This is a genomic window from Streptomyces sp. NPDC043427, assembly GCF_056436655.1.
In genome coordinates this window covers 550497-575618 of the sequence record NZ_JBWKCC010000002.1, presented here as the reverse complement: position 1 = coordinate 575618, position 25122 = coordinate 550497, and the positions used below count along the sequence as shown (strand labels likewise).

The window sequence follows — 25122 nt, the reverse complement described above, 5'->3', positions numbered from 1 at the left end:
CTCCTACTGCGGACGGGACGGCGATGCCGGCGCAGACAAGGCCGAGGGCCGCCGGACGTGGAGTCCGGCGGCCCTCGGGTCAGCGTTCCGGGAGGGGGCTAGCCGATGGCGGCTGCCGCCCCGGCCTCCACCGCCGTCTCCACCGGCGGCACCGCCTACCGCCAATCGTTCACCTTCGACTGGATCGCCAACCGCGCGACGTCGACCGACCACGACACGGCGGACCCGACGAAGAACGTCAAGTACACCTACGCCTACGGCGGCACGACCCAGCCCCACACGATGACCTCGGTCAGCTCGTCCCCGACGGGCAAGGGCAGCACGTACAAGTACGACGCCACGGGCAACACGACGGACCGCAACCTGCCCGGCACCACTCAGGACCTGGCCTGGTCCCCCGAGAACAAGCTGGACTCGATCACCAACGCCGGCACGAAGACGACGTACGTCTACGACGCCGACGGCAACCGCATCCTGGAGAACTCGCCCTCCGGCTCGACGCTGTACCTGGGCGAGACGGAACTAACGACGAACGCCTCGGGCACGATCACCAAGGCGTCCCGCTCGTACGCCCAGGCCGGTGCCCCCACGGTCGTCCGCACGACGACCAACGGCTCGACGACCGGCCACAAGCTCAGCGTCCTGCTCGCCGACCATCTCGGCACGGCCAACACGTCGGTGGAGGTGGCCTCCGGCCAGACGGTCACCCGCCGCGCGTTCAAGCCGTACGGCGAGGTACGGGGGGCGAAGCCGACGGCTTGGCCGAACAAGCGCAGCTACGTCGGCACCGGCATCGACGACACGACTACAGGTCTGACCCACATCGGCGCCCGCGAGTACGACCAGGCCTCGGGCCGCTTTTTGTCAGCGGACCCGATCATCGATCTCACTGACCCGCTTCAGATCAACGGGTACAGCTACGCGAAGAACAGCCCGATCAGCAGCAGTGACCCGACCGGCCTTTGCCCGAAAGATATATGTGACGGCTATGGTCAAAACACGGATACGCCCTCGTACACATCCGGCAGCGGCAGCGGCAGCGGCAGCGGCAGCGGCAGCGCGCCAAGCAGTGCCAGCAAAGCGACGTCTGGGAATAATGGTCGAGACCCTGCTGAAATTCGAGAGGACACGATCCGCCACAATGCAGCTGTGAAGACCATAGCCACGTATCTCCGAGCCTTCTACTGGCAGAATCCCGCAGTACAAGTAAGTACCGGTGTGAAAATCCCCAACGGCGGTACCGGTAAGACCAAGGATGGATTCGCGGACATTGTCGTTTACTTCGACGATTACATTTTTATTTGGGAGGTGAAGTCGGCTAAGACTGCTGAAAAAGCTGCACCGGCACAACTAAGGCGCTATGTCAACGCAATGGGGAAGGAGCAGCGTAAGTATGGAAAAACCGTCCAGCGGGGCTTTGAGCTCCCGCAAATGGCGACCATGGATCCGCTGAACCCGAAGCAGCAGCTGGTCATGCAGTCGACGAGAGCAAGGGTCGGTTCGCCGCACACGGACCGTCGTTACGAGGGGGTCGTCGGCTGGTGGACGCGCAAACAGTCCTCCCGAACTCCCAAGGGCATGGAGCCCTCTACCGTCCCAGCTCCGCTTACCATCCAGGTGTGGCAGCCTACCCCCGCACAACAGAGGCAAATCGCGTGGTCCGCCATGGCGGCGGGCACCGTGTACGTGCTGGGGAAGATGGTGACCAGTCCCTTCGGTCTTGAGTAGGGTGAACAAGTGGATATCATCAGCTCTCTCAACGCCAACCTCTCTCATGCGTTGGTGATCGAACTGACTGTGTTCGACACTGACCAGGTCAGACTGTCCGAGTGTGCGGCCCAGTGGCTTACGGATGGGGTGCGGGAATTCGCGGGGAGGGACATCCTAAGGGAGGTCGGGCGATATCGGATCTCCAAGAAGGGGTCATTGAGCTACCCTGCTTTGAGTCGGCGCGGCGGGGCCAACCGATGGGGGTGTGTTGCTGTGGCACCGCAGGACACACTCGAGGTCCGTTACAACCCTTACACCCTGGACGTCCTGCCTTGGCTGAGGCAAGCCATAGTCGACCGAGCCGAATCGATCTCAGTGACGAGCGGTGTGTTCAGACGGGACGGGGAGATTGGCGAATCAGACCTCGACCTCGCCGCCAAGTTCGACAACGAACTTCCGGAATACGTGAAGTTGATTGTGGAAATGGACGAACAAGAGCTGCGCGCGCCGAAGGGTGCCTCGGCTGTGCAGGATAACCTCCTGCGGACCGTCCGGTGGGCCTGTGATCGATATAACGTGGTCTTCGGGCATGTTTCCTACAGGCATGCCTGTGAGGAGACCGAGTTGGAATACTTCCTGAGAGGTAGCGACGGCGACCCGACGGCTAACACACCTCATTGGAAATCGCATTTGCGTGGCTACTCGTGGCTTATGGTTGTCCCTGAGCAGGTCGCCCGTACGCTGGGCGGCGCCGACGCCTTGCGGGCTTCCGGCGCCTTCCACTCCGTTACAGCTCTGCCTAACCAGGCGCTGCTGCTTCAGGCCACCCCAACGTTCCGGGAGTACCGCGGAGCAGCTGTGGCGAAGGTCCATCGTGTGATGCGGGACGTGCTGATCAGTGGTGAGTTCCGCAAGCCGGCTCCTTTGCCGGGCTTGCCGCCGCCCGACATGATCGTGCTACCGGCTTAGAACCACTAACAAATGAGCGATGGGGAACGCTAGGCTCGTGGCATGAGTCAGAGCGGTTCGCAAGCGGCAGCATTCTTCCGAGATGCCCGTCAGAGTGAAGTGGTCTGGTTTGTTCGGGATGACGAGGGAAGCCCGGCTCCCCTCTCCGCGGACGGCACGCGAAGTCTTCCCTACTGGTCGACCTCAGCCCGGCCCAGAGGGCGGCGAAGATCTGGGGGCATGGGCTACGTGTTGAATCCATGTCCCTGGATGCCTGGTGTGATCGCGATCTGCCTGAAGCCGCCCAAGAGGGATACATGATCGGCATCAACTGGAGCGGACCGCGCCTCGTCGGCTGGAGCTTCACCCCGATGGAAGTTCTCAACCGGCTGGCGGCGGCTGACTAGCTCACGGGATCGCTCGCCAGAGCGCGCGGTCGCCGCTGGCAGATGAGTCGCATCGTAGGTTGAGGAAGGTCGCACGTACTGGGCGGTGCCGACGCTCTGCGCCCCTCCGGCACCTTCCACTCCGTCGCCGCTCTGCCAACGAGGCGCTGCTCCTCCAAGCCACGCGGACGTCCGGGAGTACCGCGGAGTGGCGGTGGCGAACTACCTTGTGTGGTGTGGGATGTGAGTAGCAGTGAGCTCCGTAAAGCGTCCTCTCTGACCAGTGTTCTGCCGCCCGACATGATCGTGCTACCGGATCAACCAATGCGGCGTCCGGATCGCAGGGTGGCTATCAGTGCTCCTATCTGACGGGGGCTGGTAGTGAGGATGGTTCCCGGGGCGTCGCTTTCTCGTAGGAGGATCGTCCCGGTGGGAGCGGCGGCGAGGTAGACGCAGGCGGAGCCCTCTTCGCTGTAGGACGACTTCTGCCAGTTCAGTTCAGTCATGTCTCGTCTCTCAGATGTCCCGGGCGATGTGGTGGATGAGGTCGCGGGAGGCGGAGGGTTTCAGGGCGACTGCCTCCATGCGGTCCAGGACGAGACGGTACTTCTCCAACTGCCCGACCGCGTCGACCAGTTCGCTGCCGTGTGCTGTGTCGACCTCCACGGTGTCGAGCGTCTGCACTGGACCATGGAAGTAGTCGACGGCATGTCCCGTCGTGGGGAATGACGTGCCGTTGAACGGGATCACGTGGACGCTGACATTGGTCAGCTCGCTGACCTCGGTCAGGCGCTCCAGCTGAGCCTTGGCCACCTCGCGGCCTCCGAACTGCATGCGCAGTGCGGCCTCATGGACGATCGCGGTGTACGGCGGTGGCTGCTCGCGGTGGAGGAGGGCTTGGCGCTTGATGCGGTGGGAGATGCGGTACTCGATCTCGTGAGGGCGCAGAGCCGGGACGGCCTCGCGGAACAAGGCACGGGCGTGCTCGGGGGTCTGGAGCAGGCCGGGGATGTTGATGACCTGGGTGACGCGCAATGCAGTGGCGTGGTGTTCCAGCTCCGCCAGGTCGAGGAGGCGGGGCGGCAGGGCGTCCCGATACTCCTCCCACCAGCCGCGTGTACGGTCTGCCGCCATGCCGGCGAGGGCGTCGACGAGCGGTTCGTCCGTGCAGCCGTAGATGTGGGCCAGGGTGCGCACGCGTTCCGCGCTGATGCCAAAGCGGTTGGCCTCGATGTTGCTGACCTGGGCCTGGGTGGTGCCCAGGGAACGGGCGGCCTCGGCTGCGGTCATGCCGGCGCGTTCTCGCAGGCGGCGCAGCTCGATGCCGATGCGCAGGCGGCGTGCGGTGGGGACGCTTCGTGGCGCCATGTCCTCGCTCCGTTCCGTACACCTGGTGGGGTGGTCACCCGCACGAGGTAAATCCCTGAACCTTTTGCTGATAGGTGCAAAACCATCAGGGATTGCAGTCTACGGTGAGGACCGAACCGCTCAACCGGCCCCGCCAACGCCCCGGAAGCGCACCGCGCCATACCCACGTGCGCGGCACTGCCACCGGCCGACGGGGTCGTCGAACGAACCAAGTCCCCCCACCGCAGGAGGCGTTCATGGTCACCGTATCCCCGTCGGAGTGCGAAGAGGGCCCAACGTGGGCATACGCGCTTCAACTGCCCCACGATCCGCGGGCCGCTCGCATCGCCCGGGTTACTCTCAGGGCTGTTCTGGCCGGGCACGGCATGACCCAAGTGCGGGACACGGCTGAACTGTTGACCTCCGAGCTGGTCACCAATGCCTACCGGTACTCCACCGGTCCCGCGACTCTCCGTCTCAGAGGCCTGGGCCGGAGCCGGCTGCGGGTGAGTGTCTGGGACGCCAACCCTCACATCCCGTCGCCCTTCGACAAGCGGTCGGGTCCCCTACGCCCAGTCCCGGCGGGAGCGGACGGTGGGCGTGGGCTGTTCCTCGTCTGTCACTACGCGCAGGCGTGGGGCGGCTACCCGCTCGGGGGCGACCTCTTCGGGCGGGGCGGGAAACTGCTGTGGTGCGAGGTCGGGCCCTCGGTCGACAGCGGTGCGGTCGCGCCGGTTCTGAGAGTCGGGCGGCACGGGGAGCCCGGCGCTATCGTGGGAACGCGACACGCTCTGTAATCAGTGGAGGACCGTGGTGACCATCATGGCCGAGCGTCCGACAGCCATAAACGCTGCTCAGCCCGGAGCGTTCGAGGACATGCTCCGGATTGTCGAGCAGATGGACACACCGGCTGGCTACAAGGCCGAGCTCATTCGGGGGAAGATCGTCGTGTCGCCGTGGTCGAAGCTGCGCTACAAGAAGGTGATGAAGTCGCTGCGGCTTCAGCTGGAGCGCCATACCCCGGAAGGGCATGACGTCGACGTGGCGCCCTTCCTCTTCACCTTTCCTGGATCAGAACGTGCGTTCGGCCCTGATCTCCATATCGCTGACGAAGCCGCCTTCGACGCTGACGGCAGGCACGCTGACGGCGAGGCGCTCTCCCTCGTGGCCGAGCTGACCTCCGACTCCACCAAGGACGTCGACTGGCTGGACAAGCTGGACACGTATGGCCGTGTCGTGCCCGTGTATCTGCTGCTCGACATGAAGATGCAGGAGATCAACGCGTTCTGGGATCCGTCCCCCAAGGGGTACCGATCACGCACCAACATCCCGTTCGGACGGTCCCTGCATGTTCCCGCCCCGTTCGACTTCGAGCTCGACACATCGGAGTTCGTCGGCGACTCCGAGGACGCCTCACGCCAGGTAATTGAGTGAGTGTACGAGGGAGTACTGGTGAGCGCCGCGTCCGACGACGGGCTGGAGGATGAGTTGGCGTACCGGCGGCCGATCCCGCCCCCGGAGGGCTGGACCGCGGACGACCTTGACCGGATTCCGGGCCTCCCGTCGCATACGGAGTTGATCGACGGGAGTCTCGTCGCGAGGAGTCCGCAGACCGCGTTCCACGCGCGCACTGCGCGCCTGCTGGACAACGCGCTGCTGGCGCAGGTTCCTGACCACCTCGATGTCGACCGGGAAATGACAGTCAGGCTGGACAACAAGAACCGGCCGGAGCCGGACATCGTGGTGTTCGCCGTGGAGGCGGTCACTGGTCCCGACCAGACCTGGTACGAGCCCGAGCACATCGTCCTCGCCGTCGAAGTCGTCTCGGCCGACTCCCGGGAACGTGACCGCGAGGTAAAGCCGCGTAAGTACGCGGCAGCCGGGGTCCATCACTTCTGGCAGGTCGAGCAGGACGACAACGGCCTTCCCGTCGTCTACGTCTACGAACTCGACCCGGCTACGAAATCCTACGGTCTCACCGGCATCTTCCATGATCGGCTCAAGGTGTCTGTTCCCTTCGACGTCGAGATCGACCTGACAGCGATCAACCGACGCGGGGGCGAGTCCTGAAGCACAGCGCCGCGGTCAGAACGCCGCCTCCGCGATCCGCATCACGTACGGCAGCTCCGGGGTCCGGCCCGTCGGGTTGAGGGAGTACACCAGGAGTCGGCCCAGGTCGCGGGTCGCGAAGACGCCGCTCGTGTAGCCGGGGTAGGAGCCGCTCTTGCCCCAGACGGTGGTGCCGCCGGGGAGGACCGTGCGCTGGAGGCCGCCGTAGCTGAACTGTTTGTCGCCGGTGACTCCGGTGGGGAGGGTGAAGAGGGGCTTCTGCTGCGCGGGCGGTAGGAGACGGCCCCGGTAGAGGGCCGTGAAGAAGCGGGACAGGTCCGGGGCGTTGGAGATCATGCCGCCCTCGGCCCAGGCGTACGGGCTCTGGACGCTCACGTCCGTCAGACCGTCGGAGCCCGGTTCTCCGCCCGAGCCCGGCCGCACGATCGCTCCCCGCGTGTACGGCGCCGGTATCGACCAGTCGTCCAGTGCCGGCACCGAGGTGTCGCGCAGGTGCAGGGGGCGCAGGATGCGGGCGTGGACCTCGTGGGCGTACGAGTGGCCCGTCACCTTCTCCACGATCAGGCCCGCGATGAAGTAGTTGATGCCGTTGTACTGGGTGACCTTGCCGGGCTCGGTCGGGTGTCCGCAGGAAAGCGCCGACTCGACCACCTCCCTCGGGGCGACGTCCTCCTTGGCGCAGACGGGGATCTGGAGGCCGCTGGTGTGGCTGAGCAACTGGCCCACGGTGATGGGGCGGTAGTCGGAGGGGAGGAGCCCTGGCAGCAGGTCCTGGACCGTGTCATCCAGGCTCAGGCGTCCCTCGGCGGCCAACTGCAGCACGACCGTGGACGTGAAGATCTTCGTGATGCTGCCGATTCTGAAGTGCGCGTCGGGGGACGGGACGGAGGGGCCCGCGGTGCCCGTCCAGCGGCCGTCCCGTCCGGTCATCCGGATCAGGCCGCCCGTCACGTTCGGGTCGGGCAGACCGGAGAGGGCCGCCCGCAGGGCCGTCTCGTCCAGTCCCGGGTACTGGTGAGCAGCTGAGGCTGTGCTGGAAGTCGGCACCGCCCCGGCCGCCACCGCCGGTGCGGTGCCGAGCGCCAGGACGGCCGACAATGCGCCGACTGCCACTACGAGGGCTCCGCCTCGACTCCCCCTGCGTAACGATGAGTTCGCCATGCACACGAGTCTCGCGTCCACCGTCGGATCCGGCATCGGGAAGATCCCTGACACGTCCCTGGCGTAGCCCCGAGCCTGCCCCGACTCAGTCCTTCGGCTTCGATCGGCCCGCCTTGAGAATCTCGGCCACGTCCAGCGTGACCTCGGCGCCGATCGAGTCGGGGAGGGTGACGGACTGACCGGCGGCGTAGATCTGGTGGCTGTCGTACCCGTCCGAGAGGGGGCTCGTCAGGATGTGGAGGAGCTCGTCTTTGCGATCGACGATCACGTAGACCGGGATCGCGGCGGCTGCGTACGCACGGGCCTTGTGGCGGAGGTCCAGTTGGGGGTTCTCCGCGGTGACCTCCAGGACCAGTCGAAAGCATGAAGGGGCGTAGCAGTTGTTCTCGATCATGTGGGCGTCGATATCCGCGTCCACGACAGCCAGGTCGGGAATGGCGTAGTCCTCCGGGCCTGTGGGGAGCCAGACCGCGACCTTCTGGATGACGCAGACTTCGGAGCCGTCCAGCCCGGCGCGTAGGCACGCGACCGTTACGTCCGTGAGAACGGCTGCGTGCGGGCCGTCGGGCAGTGGGGTCAGCGCCAGCACGCCGTCGATGATCTCGAAGCGGTGGCCCGGGTTGCGTTCCATGAGCCAGTCGGCCCAGGTGATGAGAGGGCGGGCCGGGTGAGGCGTCGACATGCTGACATCCTCCCGGCGGGCCGCCCAGGAGCAGGGCTCCGCCCGCAGCATCTCACCCGAATGGGAATCGGTCGGCACGCCCGAGGGCCCCGCCCCCGGCGCGAACCGGGAAACGGGGCCCTCGTGGACGTACGGAGGAAACGACCTCAGTAGCGGCGCGTGATCAGCGCCCTCTTCACCTCGGCGATCGCCTTCGTCACCTCGATGCCGCGCGGGCAGGCGTCCGTGCAGTTGAAGGTGGTGCGGCAGCGCCACACGCCGTCCTTGTCGTTCAGGATCTCCAGGCGCTGCTCGCCCGCTTCGTCACGGCTGTCGAAGATGAAGCGGTGCGCGTTGACGATGGCCGCCGGGCCGAAGTACTGGCCGTCGTTCCAGAAGACCGGGCACGAGGACGTGCAGGCGGCGCAGAGGATGCACTTCGTCGTGTCGTCGAAGCGCTCGCGGTCCTCGGCCGTCTGGAGGCGCTCACGCGTGGGCTCGTTCGTGTCCTTCGTGATGAGGAAGGGCATGACGTCCCGGTACGCCTGGAAGAACGGCTCCATGTCCACGACCAGGTCCTTGAGGACCGTCAGGCCCTTTATGGGCTCGACCGTGATCGGCTTCTCGGGGTTGATGTCCTTGATCAGCGTCTTGCACGCGAGGCGGTTCTTGCCGTTGATCCGCATCGCGTCGGAGCCGCAGATGCCGTGGGCGCAGGAACGGCGGAAGGTGAGGGTGCCGTCGATGTCCCACTTGATCTTGTGGAGGCCGTCGAGGACGCGCTCCTTGGGGTCGATCTCCAGCTGGAAGTCTTCCCAGGTCGCCTCCGCCGAGACTTCCGAGTTGAAGCGGCGTACCCGGAAGGTGACGGTGATGTAGGGCGAGTCGGCGAAGCCGGGCTCGGGCGTGCCGGCCGCGTCCGCCTTGTCCAGAGTCGGGGTTGCCATCAGTACTTACGCTCCATCGGCTGGTAGCGGGTCTGGACGACCGGCTTGTAGTCCAGGCGCACGGTCTCGGTGCCGTCGTCGCCCACCTCGCGGTACGCCATGGTGTGGCGCATGAAGTTGACGTCGTCGCGGTTCGGGTAGTCCTCGCGGTAGTGACCGCCGCGGGACTCCTTGCGGGCCAGGGCGGAGACCGCCATGACCTCGGCCAGGTCCAGGAGGTTGCCGAGCTCGACGGCCTCCAGGAGGTCCGTGTTGAACCGCTTGCCCTTGTCCTGGATCGAGACGTTCTTGTAGCGCTCGCGCAGCTCCGCGATCTTCTCGACCGCCGTCTTGATCGTCTGCTCGGTGCGGAACACCATGACGTTCGCGTCCATGGTCTCCTGCAGCTCGCGGCGCAGCTCCGCCACCCGCTCGGTGCCCGTCGCGTCGCGCAGCCGCTCGATCTGGGCGACGACCAGCTCCGCCGGGTTCTCCGGCAGCTCGACGAAGTCCGCCTTCTGCGAGTACTCCGCCGCCGCGATGCCGGCCCGCTTGCCGAACACGTTGATGTCGAGGAGCGAGTTCGTGCCGAGGCGGTTCGCGCCGTGGACCGACACGCAGGCGACTTCGCCGGCCGCGTACAGGCCGGGGACGACTGTCGTGTTGTCCGCGAGGACCTCACCCTCGACATTCGTCGGGATGCCGCCCATCGCGTAGTGCGCGGTGGGCTGGATCGGGATCGGGTCCGTGTACGGCTCGATGCCGAGGTAGGTGCGCGCGAACTCCGTGATGTCCGGGAGCTTGGCGTCCAGCTGCTCCGGCGGGAGGTGCGTGAGGTCCAGGTAGACGTGGTCGCCCTCGGGGCCACAGCCACGGCCTTCGCGGATCTCCGTGTAGATCGAGCGGGACACCACGTCTCGCGACGCGAGGTCCTTCATGACCGGCGCGTACTTCTCCATGAAGCGCTCGCCGTCCTTGTTGCGGAGGATGCCGCCCTCACCGCGGGCGCCCTCCGTCAGCAGGATGCCCATGCGCCAGATGCCGGTCGGGTGGAACTGGAAGAACTCCATGTCCTCCAGCGGCAGGCCCCGGCGGTAGACCGCCGCCTGGCCGTCACCCGTCAGCGTGTGCGCGTTCGACGTCACCTTGAAGAACTTGCCGCAGCCGCCGGACGCGTAGATCACGGCCTTCGCCTGGAAGACATGGATCTCGCCGGTCGCCAGCTCGTACGCCACGACACCGGCCGACTTCTTGACGCCGTCGACCTCGGTGATCAGCTGGTCGAGGACGTAGAACTCGTTGTAGAACTCCACGCCCTCCTTGACGCAGTTCTGGTACAGCGTCTGGAGGATCATGTGGCCCGTGCGGTCCGCCGCGTAGCAGGACCGGCGGACGGGCGCCTCGCCGTGGTTACGGCTGTGACCGCCGAAGCGGCGCTGGTCGATCGTGCCGTTCGGGGTGCGGTTGAACGGCAGGCCCATCTTCTCCAGGTCGAGGACCGAGTCGATGGCCTCCTTCGCCAGGATCTCGGCGGCGTCCTGGTCGACCAGGTAGTCACCGCCCTTGACCGTGTCGAAGGTGTGCCACTCCCAGTTGTCCTCCTCCACGTTCGCCAGCGCGGCGGCCATGCCGCCCTGCGCGGCGCCCGTGTGGGAGCGGGTGGGGTAGAGCTTGGTCAGCACGGCGGTGCGGCTGCGCTTCGTGGACTCGATGGCCGCGCGCATGCCCGCGCCACCGGCGCCGACGATGACGGTGTCGTACTTGTGGATCTTCATGATTCTCGCAACCCCGTGCCTAGCGGATGTTCGGGTCGAAGGTGAAGATCACCAGCGTGCCCAGCAGGATGGTGAACACCGTGGCGGTGTAGAGCAGGCCCTTCAGCCACAGCCGGGTGTTCGCGCGCTCCGCGTAGTCGTTGATGACCGTGCGCAGGCCGTTGGCGCCGTGCAGCATGGCGAGCCACAGCATGAGGAGGTCCCAGACCTGCCAGAAGGGACTTGCCCAGCGGCCCGCCACGAAGGCGAAGCCGATCTTGGAGACGCCGCCGTCCAGGACGAGCTGGATCAGCAGGTGGCCGATGACCAGGACGACGAGCACGACGCCGGACAGGCGCATGAACAGCCAGGCGGCCAGCTCGAAGTTGCCCCGGGTCGACTTGGGCGTCTTCTTGGTCCGCTTGCGCGGGGCCTCGATGAACGGCGCCGGGTTGTCGACGGAGTAGCCGGTCCCGCCCTCGACGGGGCCGATCCCGGACGCGGTGGTGTCAGTGGTGGCCATCTGTCTCAGCTCCCGAACACTTCACGAGCGGCGTGGCCGAGGACGGGGTAGATCGCCCCGAGCATCAGCACGACCCAGACGCCTACGACGGTCCAGAGCATCTGCTTCTGGTAGCGCGGGCCCTTCGACCAGAAGTCGACGGCGATGACACGCAGGCCGTTGAGCGCGTGGAAGAGGATGGCGGCGACGAGGCCGTACTCCAGCACGGCCACGATCGGCGTCTTGTACGTGGCTACGACCTTGTCGTAGTCCTCGGGGGAGACACGCACGAGAGCGGTGTCCAGCACGTGTACGAACAGGAAGAAGAAGATGAGGACGCCGGTGACTCGGTGAGCCACCCAGGACCACATTCCTTCCCGGCCGCGGTACAGCGTTCCAGCCGGCACGGAAGTCCCTCCGGGAGCGGGGTATTGGGGCCGCGCCGGCTTGTGCTGTCGGTCGGGCCCGGCCGGGTACGGTCCACCGGCCCCCAGCATCGTAGCGACGGTTGCCTGCGGCGCTTACGGCGGGCCTACCTGTGTGATCAAAGTGGCACGCGTATGGGTCAGGCGGGGCGGCTTCTGGGGCGGGTTGTCCGGTTATCGGCCGTCTGCGGGTTCGTTTGGGCTGGTCGCGCCCACGCGGCGGAGCCGCATATCGACTACAGCCCCGCGCCCCTGAGGGTCTCCAGCAGACGTCCTCTTGCGATGCGGCGGAGTTCGTCTGCCGCCACCACCCGCTCGTCCTCCGGATCGTTTGCCAAACGTGACCGGATGACCTCAAGGACGCGGTCCAGGACCTCGTCCGGCGGGACGCCGTCCAGGCAGATGACGAACGAATGTCCGAAGCGGGACTCGTACGCCGCCTGGGCCGCGTTCAGTGCCATGTGGGCCGCTCCGTACGCGTCCTCCGGGAGGGGAGGCAGGGTCTCCGCGGCCAGGGCCTCCGCCAGGTCGCCCCAGGTCAGGTCGTAGGCCGCCTCGTCGGATGCGGCCAGGAGGGAGTCGGCGTCCGGGTAGGGGCGGTGGGTGGTGAGGCGGTGGGCCCAGTGGAGGCTGCGCAGGCAGGTGAGGAGGGTGCGCTCGGCCTCGGCCGCGGGCGCGTAGTTGAACGCGTCCAGCAGGGCCGGGGGCGGTGTACAGCGGCTCTGCTCGGGTAGCGCGGGTATGGCTACTCGGCCGGGAAGGTGCGCAGGCAGCGTGGGTCCTCGCGTCACGTGTGTTTAGGCAGGGGATGCCGTGAAAGGTGTGTCGTCAGGCTATCGAGAATGGTCACGTCGTGTCCGACGGATACACGAATTTCACCCGAACGGAAGAGTTTCAGAACGTGCGGTGTACGCACTCCGGTCGACTCGGTCATAGGTTGGCATGGTGAGCCGCCACAGGCGTCGCCGGGCGCCGGAGCAGAAAGTACGGCGGAGGGCGCTGGTCGTCGGGGCCGCGGCCGTCGCCTTCGGCGTGGGGCTGGGCGTGTGGGCGTCGGGCGACGAGGGCGTGCCGGCGGGCTCGGCGGCGCCGCGGCCCTCCGAGGCTCCGCGGGCTCCCTCGGCCGCCGCACCGCCCGAGCCGGCGCCCAGTCCGACGCCGAGCCCCACGCGTTCCTACCCGCTGTCCAAGACGCCGCGGACCATACCCGCCGTCAGCGCCCACACCCCCGCGCGGGGGCCGGGGTGGCGGCCGGCGCGTGATCACCGGGTGGTCGTGAGCGACAAGGACCTCGCCGACGAGGGGCGGCTCATCGCCGGTGAGCTGGGGATGAAGTACGCGGGCGAGAAGGACGACGTGAAGGCCGGGGACGTACGGCTGGCGCTGAACGACGACAAGGGCGCGAACCCGGAGTCGTACTCCATGACCGTGAGCGGCGGGCGGGTGACCATCAGCGGGCCGGGCGACGCCGGGGTGTTCTACGGCACCCGCACGCTGAAGCAGGAGGTGCACGGCGGCGGTACGGCGCCGGAGGGAGTCGTACGCGACGAGCCGGCCAAACCGCAGCGGGCCTTCTCGTTGGACATCGCGCGCAAGCCCTTCACGGCCGGCTGGATCGAGGACCGGGTCCGGGAGCTGGGCGACCTGAAGTACAACCAGCTCGGCCTGCACTTCTCCGACGACCAGGGGTTCCGGATCCAGTCCGACACGCACCCGGAGATCGTGTCGCAGCAGCACCTGACCAAGGCGCAGGTGAAGGAGATCGTCGCGCTGGCGGCCGCCCGGCACATCACCGTCGTGCCGGAGATCGACTCGCCGGGCCACCTGGGCGCGGTGCTCGCCGCCCACCCCGACCTGCAGCTGCGCAACGCGCAGGGAGGCGCGGTGAGCGGCGCGATCGACATCTCCAAGGGCGCGTCCGCCGACATCGTCGACGACCTGCTGAACGAGTTCGCCGGCCTCTTCCCCGGTGGGCAGTGGCACCTCGGCGGCGACGAGTACCAGGCGCTCGTCGTGTCGAACCCGGAGGCGTCCTTCCCGCAGCTCGCCTCCACCGCGCGGGAGAAGTACGGCTCCGGCGCCACCGTCGCCGACCTCACCACCGGCTGGCTCAACGACCGCGCCGACACCGTGCGGGCCCACGACCGCTCGATACGGGCCTGGAACGACGGCTTCTTCCGGGCGACCTCCGTGCAGCCCGCGAAGGACCTGAAGGCCGCGTACTGGACGGGCAAGGAGATCGGGGCGCGGCTGCCCGTGGAATACCTGGACGCGGGCCGGCAGGTGATCAACTACAACGACGAGTACCTGTACTACGTCCTCGGCGAACCCCAGACCTTCGTCTATCCGACGGGGCAGCGGATCTACGAGCAGTGGACGCCGCGCGTGCTGCGCGGGAACGTCGCCGTGGCGTCCCGGTACGACGACCAGATACTCGGCGGGTCCTTCTCCGTCTGGGGCGACCTCCCGAACGCGCAGACGCAGGACCAGGTCGCGGCGGGGATACGGATGCCGCTGCGGGCCACCGTGCAGAAGCTGTGGGACTCCGGGAATCCGCCGCTGTCGTGGACGCAGTTCCAGGCGCTGGCGAACGAACTGGGCTGAGCGATGAGTGATGCGTTGGCCGGAAACGTACTGTGACACTGTGGGGCCGTAGCGCGCAGTAAGGGGAAGTGCGGGCTCCGCAACCGATGGCGCCCCGGTGAGGGAGGCGTGGATGAGCCTGGTGGATCTCATCGCTCAGGCCGACGACCGTGGACTGGCCGCGAGCGGGTTGGCTTGTCTCGATCGGTGCGTGCCTCTGCTGGGCGGGGACGACGAGGTGCTGCGGCCCCTGTGGGGGAGTCTCGCGGACGGATCCGACGCGGCCGCCTGGAGCGAGCTCCTCGAGCAGGCGCGCGGCAAGCTGGACCCCGTGGAGGGCACCGACGACGAGGCCGCGCTGCTCGCCGGCCGGATGCTCGCGGCGGCGCCCGACGTCCCGTCCGCCGAGGAGGTGCGGATGTGGGCCGACGCCTGCTCCGTCGCCTCCCTCCAGATCCACCGCCTCCTCGACCCGGCCAAGGCCGCCTCCCCGCTCGACGGCTGCCGCGAGGGCCGCACCGAGGGCATACCCCCACTCGTCGCCGCCGAACTGCGCCGCCAGGTCACCGTCCTCGAAGTACTCGCCGGTCACGGCACAGCCGGCCTGCGCCGCGCCCTGGAGGTGTCGACGGAAGGGCGCCGGGTTCTGCGTGCGGTGGTGTCGCGCAGGGCACGGCGGCGGGGCTGAGGCGACCGGGGCACCCGGCGGGGGATTTGTCGGGTCGAGAACGCCCCTTCAGATCATCAGCCACTTCACCACCGCGTCCCCGGACCGCGCCGTCTGGGCGTAGAACGCGGTCAGGTCGCGGTGGGCGCCCTTGAAGAGGCCGTGGGTCCGGTGCTCGGTGGTGGGGCCGCCGTAGCGGGGGACGAGGGTGGGGCGGGCGGCCTGCCAGAGGGCCTCGAAGTCGGTGGTGGTCAGGAACGCGGCCGCGCGGACCACTTGGGCGGCGGTCAGCATGAGGAAGGGTGGGAGGTGGCGGTCGGGGTGGAGCACCGGGCGGCCGCCGAGGACGACGTGGGATCGGGGCCCGTCGGGGGTTTGGTGCGGGGGAGCGCCGACGTAGAGGAGTTCATGGTCGAGGTAGCCCTTGTCCAGCACCTCCTCACGGTGCCGTCCGACGCGCTCGCGCACGGTGTCCCAGTCGTCCTGGAAGAGCCTCTGCAGCCAGGGCGCGCTGTTGCGGAGCGCGGGCGGCGGCACGGACCGGAGATGGAAGTACATGCTCATCGGTGAGAGGAGCGCACGGGGGCGCCGAAGCGTCACTCCGGAGCCAAACCCCCTGTGCGGCAAGGGTCTTGTGTCGGTCGTGCGGCGGACGTGGGGCAATCCTGCGGCGGTCTCGAACAGCGGCCCAGATCCAGTGACACGAGCCCACCTGCCCTCGCTTTTCCTTGTATGACCACAGGGACGAGTGTGACGACGAGGACGATGAGCGAGAGGGCCCCGCAGGCGAACCGGCCCCACGCGGCGACGAAGCCGGTGCGGTGGGCGGCGGACGTGGTGGCGACCATGCGCGAGGGCGCGCGGGTGCGCCTGGACTACTCGGCGCAGAGCGTGTGGCGCGTCGACCGGATGATCGAACAGCTGCGGCACGAGGGGACACCCGCCGCCGCCCTCGACAACGTGCTGCGCGGCTTCGGCGCGTACGCCGGTGAGGTGATCGTCCGCGAGACCGGCGCCGAGTGGTGGGCGACCGGCGGCGACCACTGGGTCCGTACGCCGGACGGCCGCCTCTGGGACCCCGTCGACGAGGCCCGCCGCTGCTTCGGCGGCCACGGCTCGCTCCGGCTCATGTGCCGGGACGCGGCGACCGGCGAGCGGGGCTGACACCACCGGCTCCACAGCCTGGGCCGCCCGGGTGTGGCGATCGACACGTCCGTGACCCGTGATGTTTGCGGGACCGCGTCCGCTTAGCAGCGAGGGGAGCCGTATCGGCCCCGTGCGGAGTGGAGGGGTGGGACCGGCATGGACGAGGTGGACGTGCGCGCGACGTGCGCGAGAGACATGCGCCGGCACGCGACGGTGTTCGTCACCCGTGTCACCGCCCGCAGCAGGCTCCCCCTGGACTACTCCGTGGCCAGCCTGCGCGTCGTCGACTTCCTGATCGACGGGCTGCGCAAGGGCGGCGCCGACCGCGAGGGCGCACGCGAGACGCTCCTCGGCCTCGGCGCGTACGTCGGTGAGGTGCTCGTGCGCCGCGCGGGGGCGGCCTGGGTGGACTTCGACGACGACCAGCGCGCCTACTTCGGCCGGCCGGTCGGCGTCCGCATGCCCGACGGCCGGGTCTGGAACCCCCTCGGCCGGGTCCTCAACCGCTTCGAATCGGGCGTACCGGAGGACTCCCTCCAGACCTTCTACCTCACGCTGCACGGGCGGATCCGGCGACCGCTGGCCCAGGGAGTGGTCGAATGAGACACCGGGGCCCTGTGGCAGCGGGCCTTCGCCGGTCTGGTCGAACTGCGCGTGCGTACGCCGGTCGAGTCGCCCTTCCGGGCGGCGTGGGGCGGGGATGAGGCGACGCTGTGGCTGAGCGTGCTGTGACACTTCGGACGGGCGCGACGCTGTTGAGCGTGGGGACGTGGACACGGCCGGAACGTGTCGCACGACCGGCGACTGACCACGGCTCCGCTCCGACCACCGCACGAACGAGGACAGTCTTGGGCCAGGGAGGGCAGCCCCGGCGCGCGCAGGCGTACGACGGGGAACTGGGCGCGGCGGTCGCGCGAGCCCAGGACGGCGACGAGTCGGCGTTCGCCGTCGCGTACCGGATAGTGCAGCCCGGGCTGCTCGGCTATCTGCGCGGTCTCGTCGGGGACGACGCCGAGGACGTCGCGTCCGACGCCTGGCTGGAGATAGCCCGGGATCTTGGGCGGTTCAAGGGGGACGGTGCGGGGTTCCGCGGCTGGACCGCGACGATCGCCCGGCACCGCGCCCTCGACCATCTGCGCCGCCAGCGGGTACGGCCGCGGGCGTCGGCGCTGGAGTCCGACCTGGTGGAACTGCCGGGCCCGCACAGCACCCACGAACAGGCCCTGGAGTCCCTGTCCACCGAGCGCGCCCTGGACCTGGTCCGCGGGCTGCCGCGGGACCAGGCCGAGGCCGTGCTGCTGCGTGTCGTGGTGGGCCTGGACGGCCCGGCCGCCGCCCGCGTGCTCGGCAAGCGCCCCGGCGCGGTCCGCACCGCCGCGCACCGGGGTCTGAAGCGCCTCGCCCGTCAGTTGGGCGAGGAGAGTGTGACGGATGACGTCCCCCGGACGCTGGGGGAGTCGAAATGAACGGTGACGGCGGCAGACCGTATGGATCAGTGGGATCTGGACCGGTCGGGTCCGGATCGGATCGATCCGGGTCGTTCGGGTCCGGGGCCGTCCGGTTCGGTTCCGTCCGGTTCGGATCGGTCGGGTTCGGATCGGTCGGGGTCTGGATCAGCTGCAGTGACAGGCTCCGAGCGGTTCGGTTCGCGCCGATGCGGCCGGGGGGCGGGACAGGGACCCAGGAGCACAGGAGTACAGGTACACAGGGACGGAAACGGACATGGGTGAACGGCTGAACGGCGGCGGGTTTCCCGGCCGTCGGCGGGTGCACCCTGGCGACGCCGGACCCGGCTCAGGACGGGTGGACGACGCGGCCGGGGTGGAGGCGCTGCTCGCCGCCGCCATGCGCGGGAACTGTGTCGACACCGAGGCCGAGCAGCGGGCCGTGGCCGCGTTCCGCGCCGCCCGCGACTCCGGGGAGCACCGGGCGCCTGCGCGTACGCGGCGCCGGGACGACTGGCGGCCGCGCGAGCAGCGGCGTGGGGCGCGGTCGGTGAAGACCACGCTGTCCGTGCTGGTCGCGAGCCTCACCCTGGGCGGTGTGGCGTTCGCGGCGATCGGCACGGGCGGCTCCTCGGACGACGGCGCCGGTGACGGCAGGGGCCGCTCCGAGCAGACGGCCGGCACCCCGGGCCTGTCCGGCGGGCGGCCCACCGTCACGCCGTCGCCCGCCGACTCCGGCCGACCGGACCACCCGGGCACCGCCCAGGACACCGAGGCCCAGTGCCGCGCGTACGAGCAGGTCGGCGGCCGGGGCAAGGCACTGGACTCGACGGCCTGGCAGCAGCTGATCGCGGCCGCGGGCGGCGAGGATAAGGTCGCCGCGTACTGCGCCGGGCAACTGGCGGGCAAGTCGGCCGCGCCCAAGCCGGGGAAGAGCGAGCAGGCGGGCGGCAACGGCCAGGGAGCCGAGAGCGGCAACGGCCAGGAGTCCGGGAACGGCAGCGGCCAAGGGGCGCAGAGCGGCGGCCAGAACGCAGGCGACGGCGGCCAGAACGCAGGCGACGGCGGCCAGAACGCAGGCGACGGCAGCCAGAACGCAGGCGACGGCAGCCAGAACGCAGGCGACGGCGGCGGTCAGGGTGCCGGTAACGACGGCGGGGAAAAGGCCGACGCGTCCAAGGACCAGAGCAAGGAGCAGGGCCGGTAGCGTCCGGGCGCGGCCCTGTGCATGTCCACACGCGGTGCATGTCCACATGCACCTGGGCGTGTGGACATCCGCGTTTCCAGGGGCCAAGGCAACGACCGGGGCCGCCACCCCCCACAGGAGAGGCCCCGGCCGTCGCACGGCACGGGCGGCGCACGGCGGCCCGTACTCACTACAGCGCCGAGCGTGCGGTTTGTGTCACACCTCATGAGTCACGAGTTAGTTGCATGCTCTACGGACATGGACGCGCGGCGGTTTCACGCCGTAACGTGCCTTTCGCGCCGGACTGTGGAGGCCGGAGACCAACGCGACCACCGCGGTCCCGCAGGCCGCGACCATCGATCGAGGAATTACGACGGCGAGAACCCGGTCCGCGACAGCGGTGCCGGATTGGGCGCAAGAGGGGCGCGCGGTGCTGGGGGACGACGCGGAGCTGACAGCCGCGGTGCTTGCGGCACAGAACGGCGACGAGACCGCGTTCCGGGCTGTGTACCGCACGGTGCATCCACGGCTGCTCGGATACGTCCGGACACTCGTCGGCGATCTCGACGCCGAGGACGTCGCCTCCGAGGCGTGGCTGCAGATCGCCCGTGACCTCGCGCGGTTCAGCGGTGACGCGGACCGGTTCCGGGGCTGGGCCGCCCGTATCGCCCGCAACCGCGCGCTGGACCACATCCGGATGCGGGGGCGGCGGCCGGCGATCGGCGGTGACGAGACCGAGCTGACCGGGAAGGCGGCCGAGTCCGACACGGCGGGCGAGGCGATGGAGTCCCTGGCCACCGACCACACCCTCTCCCTCATCGCCCGGCTGCCGCAGGACCAGGCCGAGGCGGTCGTCCTGCGGGTGGTCGTGGGCCTCGACGCGAAGACCGCCGCGGAGACGCTGGGCAAGCGGCCGGGGGCGGTCCGCACGGCGGCGCACCGGGGGCTGAGGAAGCTCGCCGAGTTGCTCGGCGGCGATCCCGAATCGGCCGACGCACTCGACGCACTGCCCTCGCAGCGGGACTCGCGTGGCCGTGCGGTGACGCCAGCGGGTGTGACGCCGGCGAGCGCGCGGACGCAGAAGGGCATGTGATGGCCGACGAGCGCTGTGTCTTTCCGGGGGACAACCCCCGGACCCCCGGCCGGTGGCTGAACCGCGACACGGCGGAGCGTCTGCTGCGCGGGGAGCCCTTGGACAACGCTGTCGCCCCCGACGCCCGTGACCAGGCACAACGCCTCGCCCAGGCCCTCGCCGCACTCTCCACGCCACCCCTCCCGGCCGACGCCGAGCCATCGGGGGAGGCCGCGGCGCTGGCAGCGTTCCGCAAGGCGCGGGACGAGAGGGCGGCGGAGGCGTTCCCGGAGACCGGCGAGGTCCGGGAGCTCGACGCAGGGATCGTCCGGATCGGTGGGCGCATCGGCGGACGGAGTGATGGGCGGGCCGGTGGGCGGGCCGGTGTACGGGCCGGTCAGGGTGAGCGGCGGTCCCGATGGGGGCGGTCGCTGCGGCTCGGGTTGTCCGCCGTGCTGGCCGCCGGGATGGTCGGAGGGGTCGCGGCGGCCGTCGGGGTGGGCGTTCTGCCGAAGCCCTTCGGCGGCGTCGAACCCGCACCCGGCGCCTCCGTGTCGGCCCCCGCGACGCCCGACGAACATCCGCTGCTGTCTCCCTCGCCGGAACTCGCACCGGGCGGCGAGGCCGGTCCGGCCACACCCGACGGCTCCTCCGGCAGCGCTTCGCCGAGGGAGACGGCCGGCGGCACGCGGGGCGAGGACTCCGACGACCCGAGTGCACCCGACACCGGCTGGCGCGGGGCCGCCTCCGCCTGCCGCGACCTGCGCGACGGCCGGGAACCGGACGCGACCCGCCGGCGCATGCTGGAGGCGGCGGCCGGCGGCTCGTCCCGCGTCCGTGGGTACTGCCGGGAAGTCCTCGCCGGTGACGCGGCCGGCCAGGACACCGGGAACGAGGGCAGGAACAAGGGCGACGAGCAGGACAGGGGCCGCCGGGACAACGGCCAGGGCCGGGGTCATGGTGGCAAGGGCGGCAGGGGAGGCGACGAGAACCCGGGCGGCAACGACGCTCCGGGTCACAGAGGCGGCCGGGGCGGCAAGGACGGCAAGCCCCGCGCAGGCGACCACGGCGGCGCCCACCGCGGCGACCATGGCGGCGGCCACCGCGGCGACCATGGCGGCGACCACCGCGGTGGCCACCACCCGGGCACCGGCTCGGGGCATCACCTGGGCCCGGGCCATCACCCCGGCACCGGTAAGGGCCACCACCCGGGCACCGGCACAGGCCACCACAACGGCGCCCTGGCTCCCACTCCCCTCCACGCCCTGGCAGCCACGCCCTGGCAGCCCGGCACAGCACGGCCCTAGCACCCGCCCTCGCCCCGCCGCGCGACTTCCCCGCCGAGCGAACAAGTCGCCGTCCGCACCCACTCCTGGCGAAGGGCTCGACCTACGCCGTCCTCCGATCCGCCGACCGGGCCCCCGCCTTCTGAACTACCGACCACGAAGCGCCGCTTCCCCCCCACCCCCTCACACCCCACCCACCCCTCTGACCTGCGACAACACCCCCCGCCGAAATTTTTTCGCGCGGGGTGTGACGTTTTGGAGCGGTGGTGCGCAGTACTCAGTGAGCCGACTGGTCATCGGCCCTCGCACAGAGCCGGGGTTCCCCCCGTACCCACGGCTCGTGCACCTGGCGCGGGCGGGACACGTTCCCCCGGTCCCGTCCGCGCCCCAAACCCTTCCCAGTGCCTCGGCAGTAGCGCTCACCAGTAGACGACGACCTTGTCGCCGTTCCTCACCTGGGCGAACAGCGCCGAGATCGCCGCCTCGTCCCGTACGTTCACACAACCGTGCGACGCACCGGCGTAGCCCCGGGCCGCGAAGTCCGCCGAGTAGTGGACGGCCTGGCCGCCGCTGAAGAACATGGCGTACGGCATGGGGGAGTCGTAGAGCGTGGACACATGGTCCCGGGACTTCCAGTAGACGTGGAAGACACCTTCCCGGGTCGGTGTGTACTGCGAGCCGAAGCGGACCGCCATCGTCGACACCGTGCGCCCGTCGACCATCCAGCGCAGTGTCCGTGTCGTCTTGCTGATGCACAGCGCACGGCCCGTCATACAGCGCGGGTCCGGCGCCGCGGCCGGCTGACCGCCGGTCAGGTACAGCTCCCACCGCCCCGGTTCGTGCGTCATCCGCACCAGCCGCTGCCAGGTGACCGTGTCCGTCTTTCCCGTCTGCGGCAACCCGCGCTTGCCCTGGAAGCCCCTGACGGCCTTCTCGGTGGCCGGGCCGTACGTCCCGGTCGGCCCCTCGAAGAGCCACGCGACCTGCCGCAGCCGCGCCTGGAGTTCCCGGATGTCCCGCCCGGTGTCGCCGCGGGACCACAGGACCCGCGCGGGCGGCGCCGTCGGGGCGGGCGGCGCGGCGCTCGGCTTGTCGTCGTCCTCCGCGGGTGAGGACTTGGGAGTGGGTGTCCGCGTCGACGGACCCGTCGGCGTCGCGCTCGGCACCTCGACGTGCACCGGCGACCGCGACCGCCCCTCCGCCCCTCCGCCCTCGACCTTGCAGCCGCTCACCGCCACCAGGGCCGCCACGCCCGCGAGTACCGCGATCGATCTCCCCATGCCCGTAGTACGCACCTCTGCCCCCCATCGACTCACCGTTGACCCGCGCACGAGTCCCCCCTGAGATGTTTCCCCCGGAAGACGGGTGGCGAACGGGACGGCATTGCGGTGTCCGGGACCGCGGCGCAGGCTGTGAGACAGGTCCCAACAAGGCTGTGAGGAAGGTCCCAGCGTGCTCCCCTCCACGGGGTGCACGCCCGCCGCTACAGTCCGTCGAAGGGTCGGTCTGTACCAGCAGGTAACTGCGAAGAACTGCTCAGCGGGAGGCATCACACCATGGCGCGCGAGTCGGAGTCCGGACTGCCCATCGAACCGGTCTACGGGCCCGACGCCCTGGCGGGCTGGGACCCCTCGGAGAAACTGGGTGATCCGGGGTCGTACCCCTACACCCGTGGCGTGTACCCGTCGATGTACACCGGCCGTCCCTGGACGATGCGCCAGTACGCCGGCTTCGGCACCGCGACCGAGTCCAACGCCCGCTACAAGCAGCTCATCGCCAACGGCACGATGGGCCTCTCGGTCGCCTTCGACCTGCCCACCCAGATGGGCCACGACTCCGACGCCCCGATCGCGTCGGGCGAGGTCGGCAAGGTCGGCGTGGCCATCGACTCGCTCGACGACATGCGGGTGCTGTTCGGCGGGATCCCGCTGGACAAGGTCTCCACGTCGATGACGATCAACGCGCCGGCCGCCCTTCTGCTGCTCCTGTACCAACTGGTCGCCGAGGAGCAGGGCGTCAGCGCCGACAAGCTCACGGGCACGATCCAGAACGACGTGCTGAAGGAGTACATCGCGCGCGGGACGTACATCTTCCCGCCGAAGCCGTCCCTGCGCCTGATCGCCGACATCTTCAAGTACTGCAAGGCCGAGATCCCGAAGTGGAACACCATCTCGATCTCCGGCTACCACATGGCGGAGGCGGGCGCGTCCCCCGCGCAGGAGATCGCGTTCACCCTCGCCGACGGTATCGAGTACGTCCGCACGGCCGTGGCCGCGGGCATGGACGTCGACGACTTCGCCCCCCGCCTGTCGTTCTTCTTCGTCGCCCGTACGACGATCCTGGAGGAGGTCGCCAAGTTCCGCGCCGCCCGCCGGATCTGGGCCCGGGTCATGAAGGAGGAGTTCGGGGCGAAGAACCCGAAGTCCTGGATGCTGCGCTTCCACACGCAGACGGCGGGCGTGCAGCTGACGGCCCAGCAGCCGGAGGTGAACCTGGTGCGTGTCGCCGTCCAGGGCCTCGCGGCGGTCCTCGGTGGCACCCAGTCCCTGCACACCAACTCCTTCGACGAGGCGATCGCCCTCCCCACCGACAAGAGCGCGCGCCTGGCCCTGCGTACCCAGCAGGTCCTGGCCTACGAGACGGACGTGACGGCGACCGTCGACCCCTTCGCGGGTTCCTACGTCATCGAGAAGATGACCGACGAGGTCGAGGCGGCGACGCTGGAGCTGATGACCAAGGTGGAGGACCTCGGGGGCGCGGTCTCCGCGATCGAGCACGGCTTCCAGAAGGGCGAGATCGAGCGCAGCGCCTACCGCATCGCCCAGGAGACGGACGCGGGCGAGCGCGTGGTGGTCGGCGTCAACCGCTTCCAGCTCGACCTGGAGGAGCCGTACGAGCCCCTGCGCGTCGACCCGGCGATCGAGGCCCAGCAGGCGGAGCGGCTGGCGAAGCTGCGCGCCGAGCGCGACCAGGCGGCGGTGGACTCGGCGCTGGCGGCCCTGAAGAAGGCCGCCGAGGGCGAGGACAACGTGCTGTACCCGATGAAGGACGCACTCAAGGCCCGGGCGACCGTGGGCGAGGTGTGCAACGCGCTGCGGGAGGTCTGGGGGACCTACGTCCCCTCGGACGCGTTCTGAGTCTCGAATACGCCGGAGGGCATTGTCGTACCCCCGTGCGACACTGCCTCGCATGTTCGGCATCATCGATCTGCCCACCTACCTGGCGGGCCTCGTCCTCATCATCCTGCTGCCCGGCCCCAACTCCCTGTACGTGCTCTCCGTCGCCGCCCGACGCGGTACGCGCACCGCGTATCAGGCCGCGGCCGGGGTGTGGTGCGGGGACACGGCGCTGATGACGCTGTCGGCGGCCGGGGTCGCCTCGCTGCTCCAGGCCAACGCGGTGCTGTTCGGGATCGTGAAGTACGTCGGCGCGGGCTATCTGGCGTGGCTGGCGGTCGGGATGCTGCGTGCCGCCTGGGCGATGTGGCGGACGCGCCGGGAGAGAAGCGCGGAGGAGGGCGGGCCGGTGGTCGCCGACGAGCGGCCCTTCCGCCGGGCGCTGGTCATCAGCCTCTTCAACCCCAAGGCGATCCTGTTCTTCGTCGCCTTCTTCGTGCAGTTCGTCGACCCCGGGTACGCCTATCCCGGCCTCTCCTTCGTCGTCCTGGGCGCGTTCGCGCAGCTCGCCAGCGTCCTGTACCTCAGCGCGCTGATCTTCGGCGGCACTCGCCTGGCCACCGCCTTTCGCCGCCGCAAGCGCCTCGCGGCAGGCGCCACCTCGGCGGCGGGCGCCCTGTTCCTGGGCTTCGCGGTGAAGCTGTCGCTGGCCAGCGCGTAGGGCGTGTCGC

At 69.4% G+C, this 25122-nt stretch carries 26 protein-coding genes and 1 pseudogene; 16 read left to right on the top strand and 11 right to left on the bottom strand.

Annotated elements, in window-relative coordinates:
- Nucleotides 1-105 precede the first annotated feature (105 nt).
- The 3 genes and pseudogenes from AC067M_RS06545 to AC067M_RS06535 all read left to right on the top strand — a co-directional run.
- Nucleotides 106-999 (top strand): annotated as a pseudogene (locus AC067M_RS06545) (RHS repeat-associated core domain-containing protein); the annotation flags it as partial.
- Between the two features lie 738 nt (nucleotides 1000-1737).
- Nucleotides 1738-2679 carry a hypothetical protein gene (locus AC067M_RS06540; protein ID WP_478695845.1) on the top strand — a complete coding sequence of 314 codons (942 nt, stop codon included), beginning with the start codon at nucleotides 1738-1740 and terminating at the stop codon, nucleotides 2677-2679.
- A gap of 239 nt (nucleotides 2680-2918) precedes the next feature.
- Nucleotides 2919-3065, top strand: a complete 147-nt coding sequence (locus AC067M_RS06535; RefSeq protein ID WP_478695844.1) for a DUF2750 domain-containing protein — start codon at nucleotides 2919-2921, stop codon at nucleotides 3063-3065.
- Between the two features lie 296 nt (nucleotides 3066-3361).
- Here the strand turns inward: AC067M_RS06535 and AC067M_RS06530 are convergent, their stop codons facing one another.
- Together AC067M_RS06530 and AC067M_RS06525 are read right to left on the bottom strand one after the other, a co-directional pair.
- Nucleotides 3362-3550 carry a DUF397 domain-containing protein gene (locus tag AC067M_RS06530; protein WP_478695843.1) on the bottom strand — a complete coding sequence of 63 codons (189 nt, stop codon included), beginning with the start codon at nucleotides 3548-3550 and terminating at the stop codon, nucleotides 3362-3364.
- Nucleotides 3551-3560: 10 nt separating this feature from the next.
- Nucleotides 3561-4412, bottom strand: a complete 852-nt coding sequence (locus AC067M_RS06525) for a helix-turn-helix domain-containing protein (RefSeq protein ID WP_478695842.1) — start codon at nucleotides 4410-4412, stop codon at nucleotides 3561-3563.
- Between the two features lie 236 nt (nucleotides 4413-4648).
- On the opposite strand from AC067M_RS06525, the gene AC067M_RS06520 reads away from it, so the two are divergent.
- From AC067M_RS06520 to AC067M_RS06510, 3 genes are read left to right on the top strand one after another with little or no spacing between them, the layout of a single operon-like run.
- A complete protein-coding gene (locus AC067M_RS06520; protein WP_478695841.1) occupies nucleotides 4649-5188 on the top strand; it encodes an ATP-binding protein in 540 nt (179 codons plus the stop codon).
- Between the two features lie 25 nt (nucleotides 5189-5213).
- Nucleotides 5214-5825, top strand: a complete 612-nt coding sequence (locus tag AC067M_RS06515) for a Uma2 family endonuclease (RefSeq protein ID WP_478696003.1) — start codon at nucleotides 5214-5216, stop codon at nucleotides 5823-5825.
- Nucleotides 5826-5843: 18 nt separating this feature from the next.
- On the top strand, nucleotides 5844-6461 hold the full coding sequence (locus AC067M_RS06510; RefSeq protein WP_478695840.1) for a Uma2 family endonuclease: 618 nt from the start codon (nucleotides 5844-5846) through the stop codon (nucleotides 6459-6461).
- 15 nt (nucleotides 6462-6476) lie between these two features.
- Here the strand turns inward: AC067M_RS06510 and AC067M_RS06505 are convergent, their stop codons facing one another.
- The 7 genes from AC067M_RS06505 to AC067M_RS06475 all read right to left on the bottom strand — a co-directional run bounded on the left by AC067M_RS06505 (nucleotide 6477) and on the right by AC067M_RS06475 (nucleotide 12681).
- Entirely contained in the window at nucleotides 6477-7574 is a 1098-nt protein-coding gene (locus AC067M_RS06505) for a serine hydrolase domain-containing protein (protein WP_478695839.1), read from the bottom strand.
- A 133-nt stretch (nucleotides 7575-7707) separates the two neighbouring features.
- On the bottom strand, nucleotides 7708-8304 hold the full coding sequence (locus AC067M_RS06500; RefSeq protein WP_478695838.1) for a Uma2 family endonuclease: 597 nt from the start codon (nucleotides 8302-8304) through the stop codon (nucleotides 7708-7710).
- Between the two features lie 146 nt (nucleotides 8305-8450).
- On the bottom strand, nucleotides 8451-9230 hold the full coding sequence (locus AC067M_RS06495; RefSeq protein WP_478695837.1) for a succinate dehydrogenase iron-sulfur subunit: 780 nt from the start codon (nucleotides 9228-9230) through the stop codon (nucleotides 8451-8453).
- On the bottom strand, nucleotides 9230-10984 hold the full coding sequence (sdhA, locus tag AC067M_RS06490) for a succinate dehydrogenase flavoprotein subunit (RefSeq protein WP_478695836.1): 1755 nt from the start codon (nucleotides 10982-10984) through the stop codon (nucleotides 9230-9232). Before sdhA ends, AC067M_RS06495 begins: the two co-directional genes overlap by 1 nt.
- A gap of 19 nt (nucleotides 10985-11003) precedes the next feature.
- Entirely contained in the window at nucleotides 11004-11486 is a 483-nt protein-coding gene (locus AC067M_RS06485; protein WP_133927503.1) for a succinate dehydrogenase hydrophobic membrane anchor subunit, read from the bottom strand.
- A 5-nt stretch (nucleotides 11487-11491) separates the two neighbouring features.
- Entirely contained in the window at nucleotides 11492-11872 is a 381-nt protein-coding gene (gene sdhC / locus AC067M_RS06480; RefSeq protein WP_133927502.1) for a succinate dehydrogenase, cytochrome b556 subunit, read from the bottom strand.
- A gap of 254 nt (nucleotides 11873-12126) precedes the next feature.
- The gene (locus tag AC067M_RS06475) at nucleotides 12127-12681 is read right to left on the bottom strand and encodes a 2-oxo-4-hydroxy-4-carboxy-5-ureidoimidazoline decarboxylase (protein WP_478695835.1); all 555 of its coding nucleotides are present in this window, start codon (nucleotides 12679-12681) and stop codon (nucleotides 12127-12129) included.
- A 151-nt stretch (nucleotides 12682-12832) separates the two neighbouring features.
- Between AC067M_RS06475 and AC067M_RS06470 the strand changes: the two genes are divergently transcribed.
- Entirely contained in the window at nucleotides 12833-14494 is a 1662-nt protein-coding gene (locus tag AC067M_RS06470; RefSeq protein WP_478695834.1) for a beta-N-acetylhexosaminidase, read from the top strand.
- Nucleotides 14495-14606: 112 nt separating this feature from the next.
- A complete protein-coding gene (locus AC067M_RS06465; protein WP_478695833.1) occupies nucleotides 14607-15161 on the top strand; it encodes a hypothetical protein in 555 nt (184 codons plus the stop codon).
- Nucleotides 15162-15209: 48 nt separating this feature from the next.
- On the opposite strand, the gene AC067M_RS06460 is transcribed toward AC067M_RS06465, so the two are convergent.
- Complete coding sequence (locus tag AC067M_RS06460; RefSeq protein ID WP_478695832.1) at nucleotides 15210-15704, bottom strand: DUF1877 family protein; 495 nt, start codon at nucleotides 15702-15704, stop codon at nucleotides 15210-15212.
- Nucleotides 15705-15905: 201 nt separating this feature from the next.
- Here AC067M_RS06460 and AC067M_RS06455 point away from each other — a divergent pair, with 201 nt between their 5' ends.
- From AC067M_RS06455 to AC067M_RS06430, 6 genes are all read left to right on the top strand, one after another.
- Nucleotides 15906-16304: a hypothetical protein gene (locus AC067M_RS06455; protein ID WP_478695831.1), complete on the top strand. Its 399-nt coding sequence runs from the start codon at nucleotides 15906-15908 to the stop codon at nucleotides 16302-16304.
- 138 nt (nucleotides 16305-16442) lie between these two features.
- Entirely contained in the window at nucleotides 16443-16889 is a 447-nt protein-coding gene (locus tag AC067M_RS06450; protein WP_478695830.1) for a hypothetical protein, read from the top strand.
- Between the two features lie 245 nt (nucleotides 16890-17134).
- Nucleotides 17135-17752 carry an RNA polymerase sigma factor gene (locus AC067M_RS06445; protein ID WP_478695829.1) on the top strand — a complete coding sequence of 206 codons (618 nt, stop codon included), beginning with the start codon at nucleotides 17135-17137 and terminating at the stop codon, nucleotides 17750-17752.
- Nucleotides 17753-18008: 256 nt separating this feature from the next.
- Nucleotides 18009-18938 carry a hypothetical protein gene (locus tag AC067M_RS06440; RefSeq protein ID WP_478695828.1) on the top strand — a complete coding sequence of 310 codons (930 nt, stop codon included), beginning with the start codon at nucleotides 18009-18011 and terminating at the stop codon, nucleotides 18936-18938.
- A 409-nt stretch (nucleotides 18939-19347) separates the two neighbouring features.
- Nucleotides 19348-20010: an RNA polymerase sigma factor gene (locus AC067M_RS06435; RefSeq protein ID WP_478695827.1), complete on the top strand. Its 663-nt coding sequence runs from the start codon at nucleotides 19348-19350 to the stop codon at nucleotides 20008-20010.
- Complete coding sequence (locus AC067M_RS06430) at nucleotides 20010-21296, top strand: hypothetical protein (RefSeq protein ID WP_478695826.1); 1287 nt, start codon at nucleotides 20010-20012, stop codon at nucleotides 21294-21296. Before AC067M_RS06435 ends, AC067M_RS06430 begins: the two co-directional genes overlap by 1 nt.
- A 398-nt stretch (nucleotides 21297-21694) precedes the next feature.
- On the opposite strand, the gene AC067M_RS06425 is transcribed toward AC067M_RS06430, so the two are convergent.
- Complete coding sequence (locus tag AC067M_RS06425; RefSeq protein WP_478695825.1) at nucleotides 21695-22555, bottom strand: L,D-transpeptidase family protein; 861 nt, start codon at nucleotides 22553-22555, stop codon at nucleotides 21695-21697.
- Nucleotides 22556-22831: 276 nt separating this feature from the next.
- Here AC067M_RS06425 and AC067M_RS06420 point away from each other — a divergent pair, with 276 nt between their 5' ends.
- Nucleotides 22832-24412 (top strand): acyl-CoA mutase large subunit family protein, encoded by a 1581-nt coding sequence (locus AC067M_RS06420; protein WP_478695824.1) that lies wholly within the window; start codon nucleotides 22832-22834, stop codon nucleotides 24410-24412.
- A 52-nt stretch (nucleotides 24413-24464) separates the two neighbouring features.
- Nucleotides 24465-25112 carry a leucine efflux protein LeuE gene (gene leuE / locus AC067M_RS06415; RefSeq protein ID WP_478695823.1) on the top strand — a complete coding sequence of 216 codons (648 nt, stop codon included), beginning with the start codon at nucleotides 24465-24467 and terminating at the stop codon, nucleotides 25110-25112.
- Nucleotides 25113-25122: the final 10 nt, after the last annotated feature.

Bases quoted from the DNA above. Each gene is read 5' to 3' on its own strand.
- AC067M_RS06525 (WP_478695842.1), bottom strand. From the start codon at position 4,412: ATGGCGCCACGAAGCGTCCCCACCGCACGCCGCCTGCGCATCGGCATC.
- AC067M_RS06450 (WP_478695830.1), top strand. From the start codon at position 16,443: ATGGACGAGGTGGACGTGCGCGCGACGTGCGCGAGAGACATGCGCCGG.
- AC067M_RS06535 (WP_478695844.1), top strand. From the start codon at position 2,919: ATGTCCCTGGATGCCTGGTGTGATCGCGATCTGCCTGAAGCCGCCCAA.
- AC067M_RS06460 (WP_478695832.1), bottom strand. From the start codon at position 15,704: ATGAGCATGTACTTCCATCTCCGGTCCGTGCCGCCGCCCGCGCTCCGC.
- AC067M_RS06440 (WP_478695828.1), top strand. From the start codon at position 18,009: ATGGGTGAACGGCTGAACGGCGGCGGGTTTCCCGGCCGTCGGCGGGTG.
- AC067M_RS06425 (WP_478695825.1), bottom strand. From the start codon at position 22,555: ATGGGGAGATCGATCGCGGTACTCGCGGGCGTGGCGGCCCTGGTGGCG.
- AC067M_RS06515 (WP_478696003.1), top strand. From the start codon at position 5,214: ATGGCCGAGCGTCCGACAGCCATAAACGCTGCTCAGCCCGGAGCGTTC.
- leuE (WP_478695823.1), top strand. From the start codon at position 24,465: ATGTTCGGCATCATCGATCTGCCCACCTACCTGGCGGGCCTCGTCCTC.
- AC067M_RS06530 (WP_478695843.1), bottom strand. From the start codon at position 3,550: ATGACTGAACTGAACTGGCAGAAGTCGTCCTACAGCGAAGAGGGCTCC.
- AC067M_RS06430 (WP_478695826.1), top strand. From the start codon at position 20,010: ATGGCCGACGAGCGCTGTGTCTTTCCGGGGGACAACCCCCGGACCCCC.
- AC067M_RS06495 (WP_478695837.1), bottom strand. From the start codon at position 9,230: ATGGCAACCCCGACTCTGGACAAGGCGGACGCGGCCGGCACGCCCGAG.
- AC067M_RS06470 (WP_478695834.1), top strand. From the start codon at position 12,833: ATGGTGAGCCGCCACAGGCGTCGCCGGGCGCCGGAGCAGAAAGTACGG.
- AC067M_RS06465 (WP_478695833.1), top strand. From the start codon at position 14,607: ATGAGCCTGGTGGATCTCATCGCTCAGGCCGACGACCGTGGACTGGCC.
- AC067M_RS06420 (WP_478695824.1), top strand. From the start codon at position 22,832: ATGGCGCGCGAGTCGGAGTCCGGACTGCCCATCGAACCGGTCTACGGG.
- AC067M_RS06500 (WP_478695838.1), bottom strand. From the start codon at position 8,304: ATGTCGACGCCTCACCCGGCCCGCCCTCTCATCACCTGGGCCGACTGG.
- AC067M_RS06485 (WP_133927503.1), bottom strand. From the start codon at position 11,486: ATGGCCACCACTGACACCACCGCGTCCGGGATCGGCCCCGTCGAGGGC.
- AC067M_RS06520 (WP_478695841.1), top strand. From the start codon at position 4,649: ATGGTCACCGTATCCCCGTCGGAGTGCGAAGAGGGCCCAACGTGGGCA.
- sdhA (WP_478695836.1), bottom strand. From the start codon at position 10,984: ATGAAGATCCACAAGTACGACACCGTCATCGTCGGCGCCGGTGGCGCG.
- AC067M_RS06455 (WP_478695831.1), top strand. From the start codon at position 15,906: ATGAGCGAGAGGGCCCCGCAGGCGAACCGGCCCCACGCGGCGACGAAG.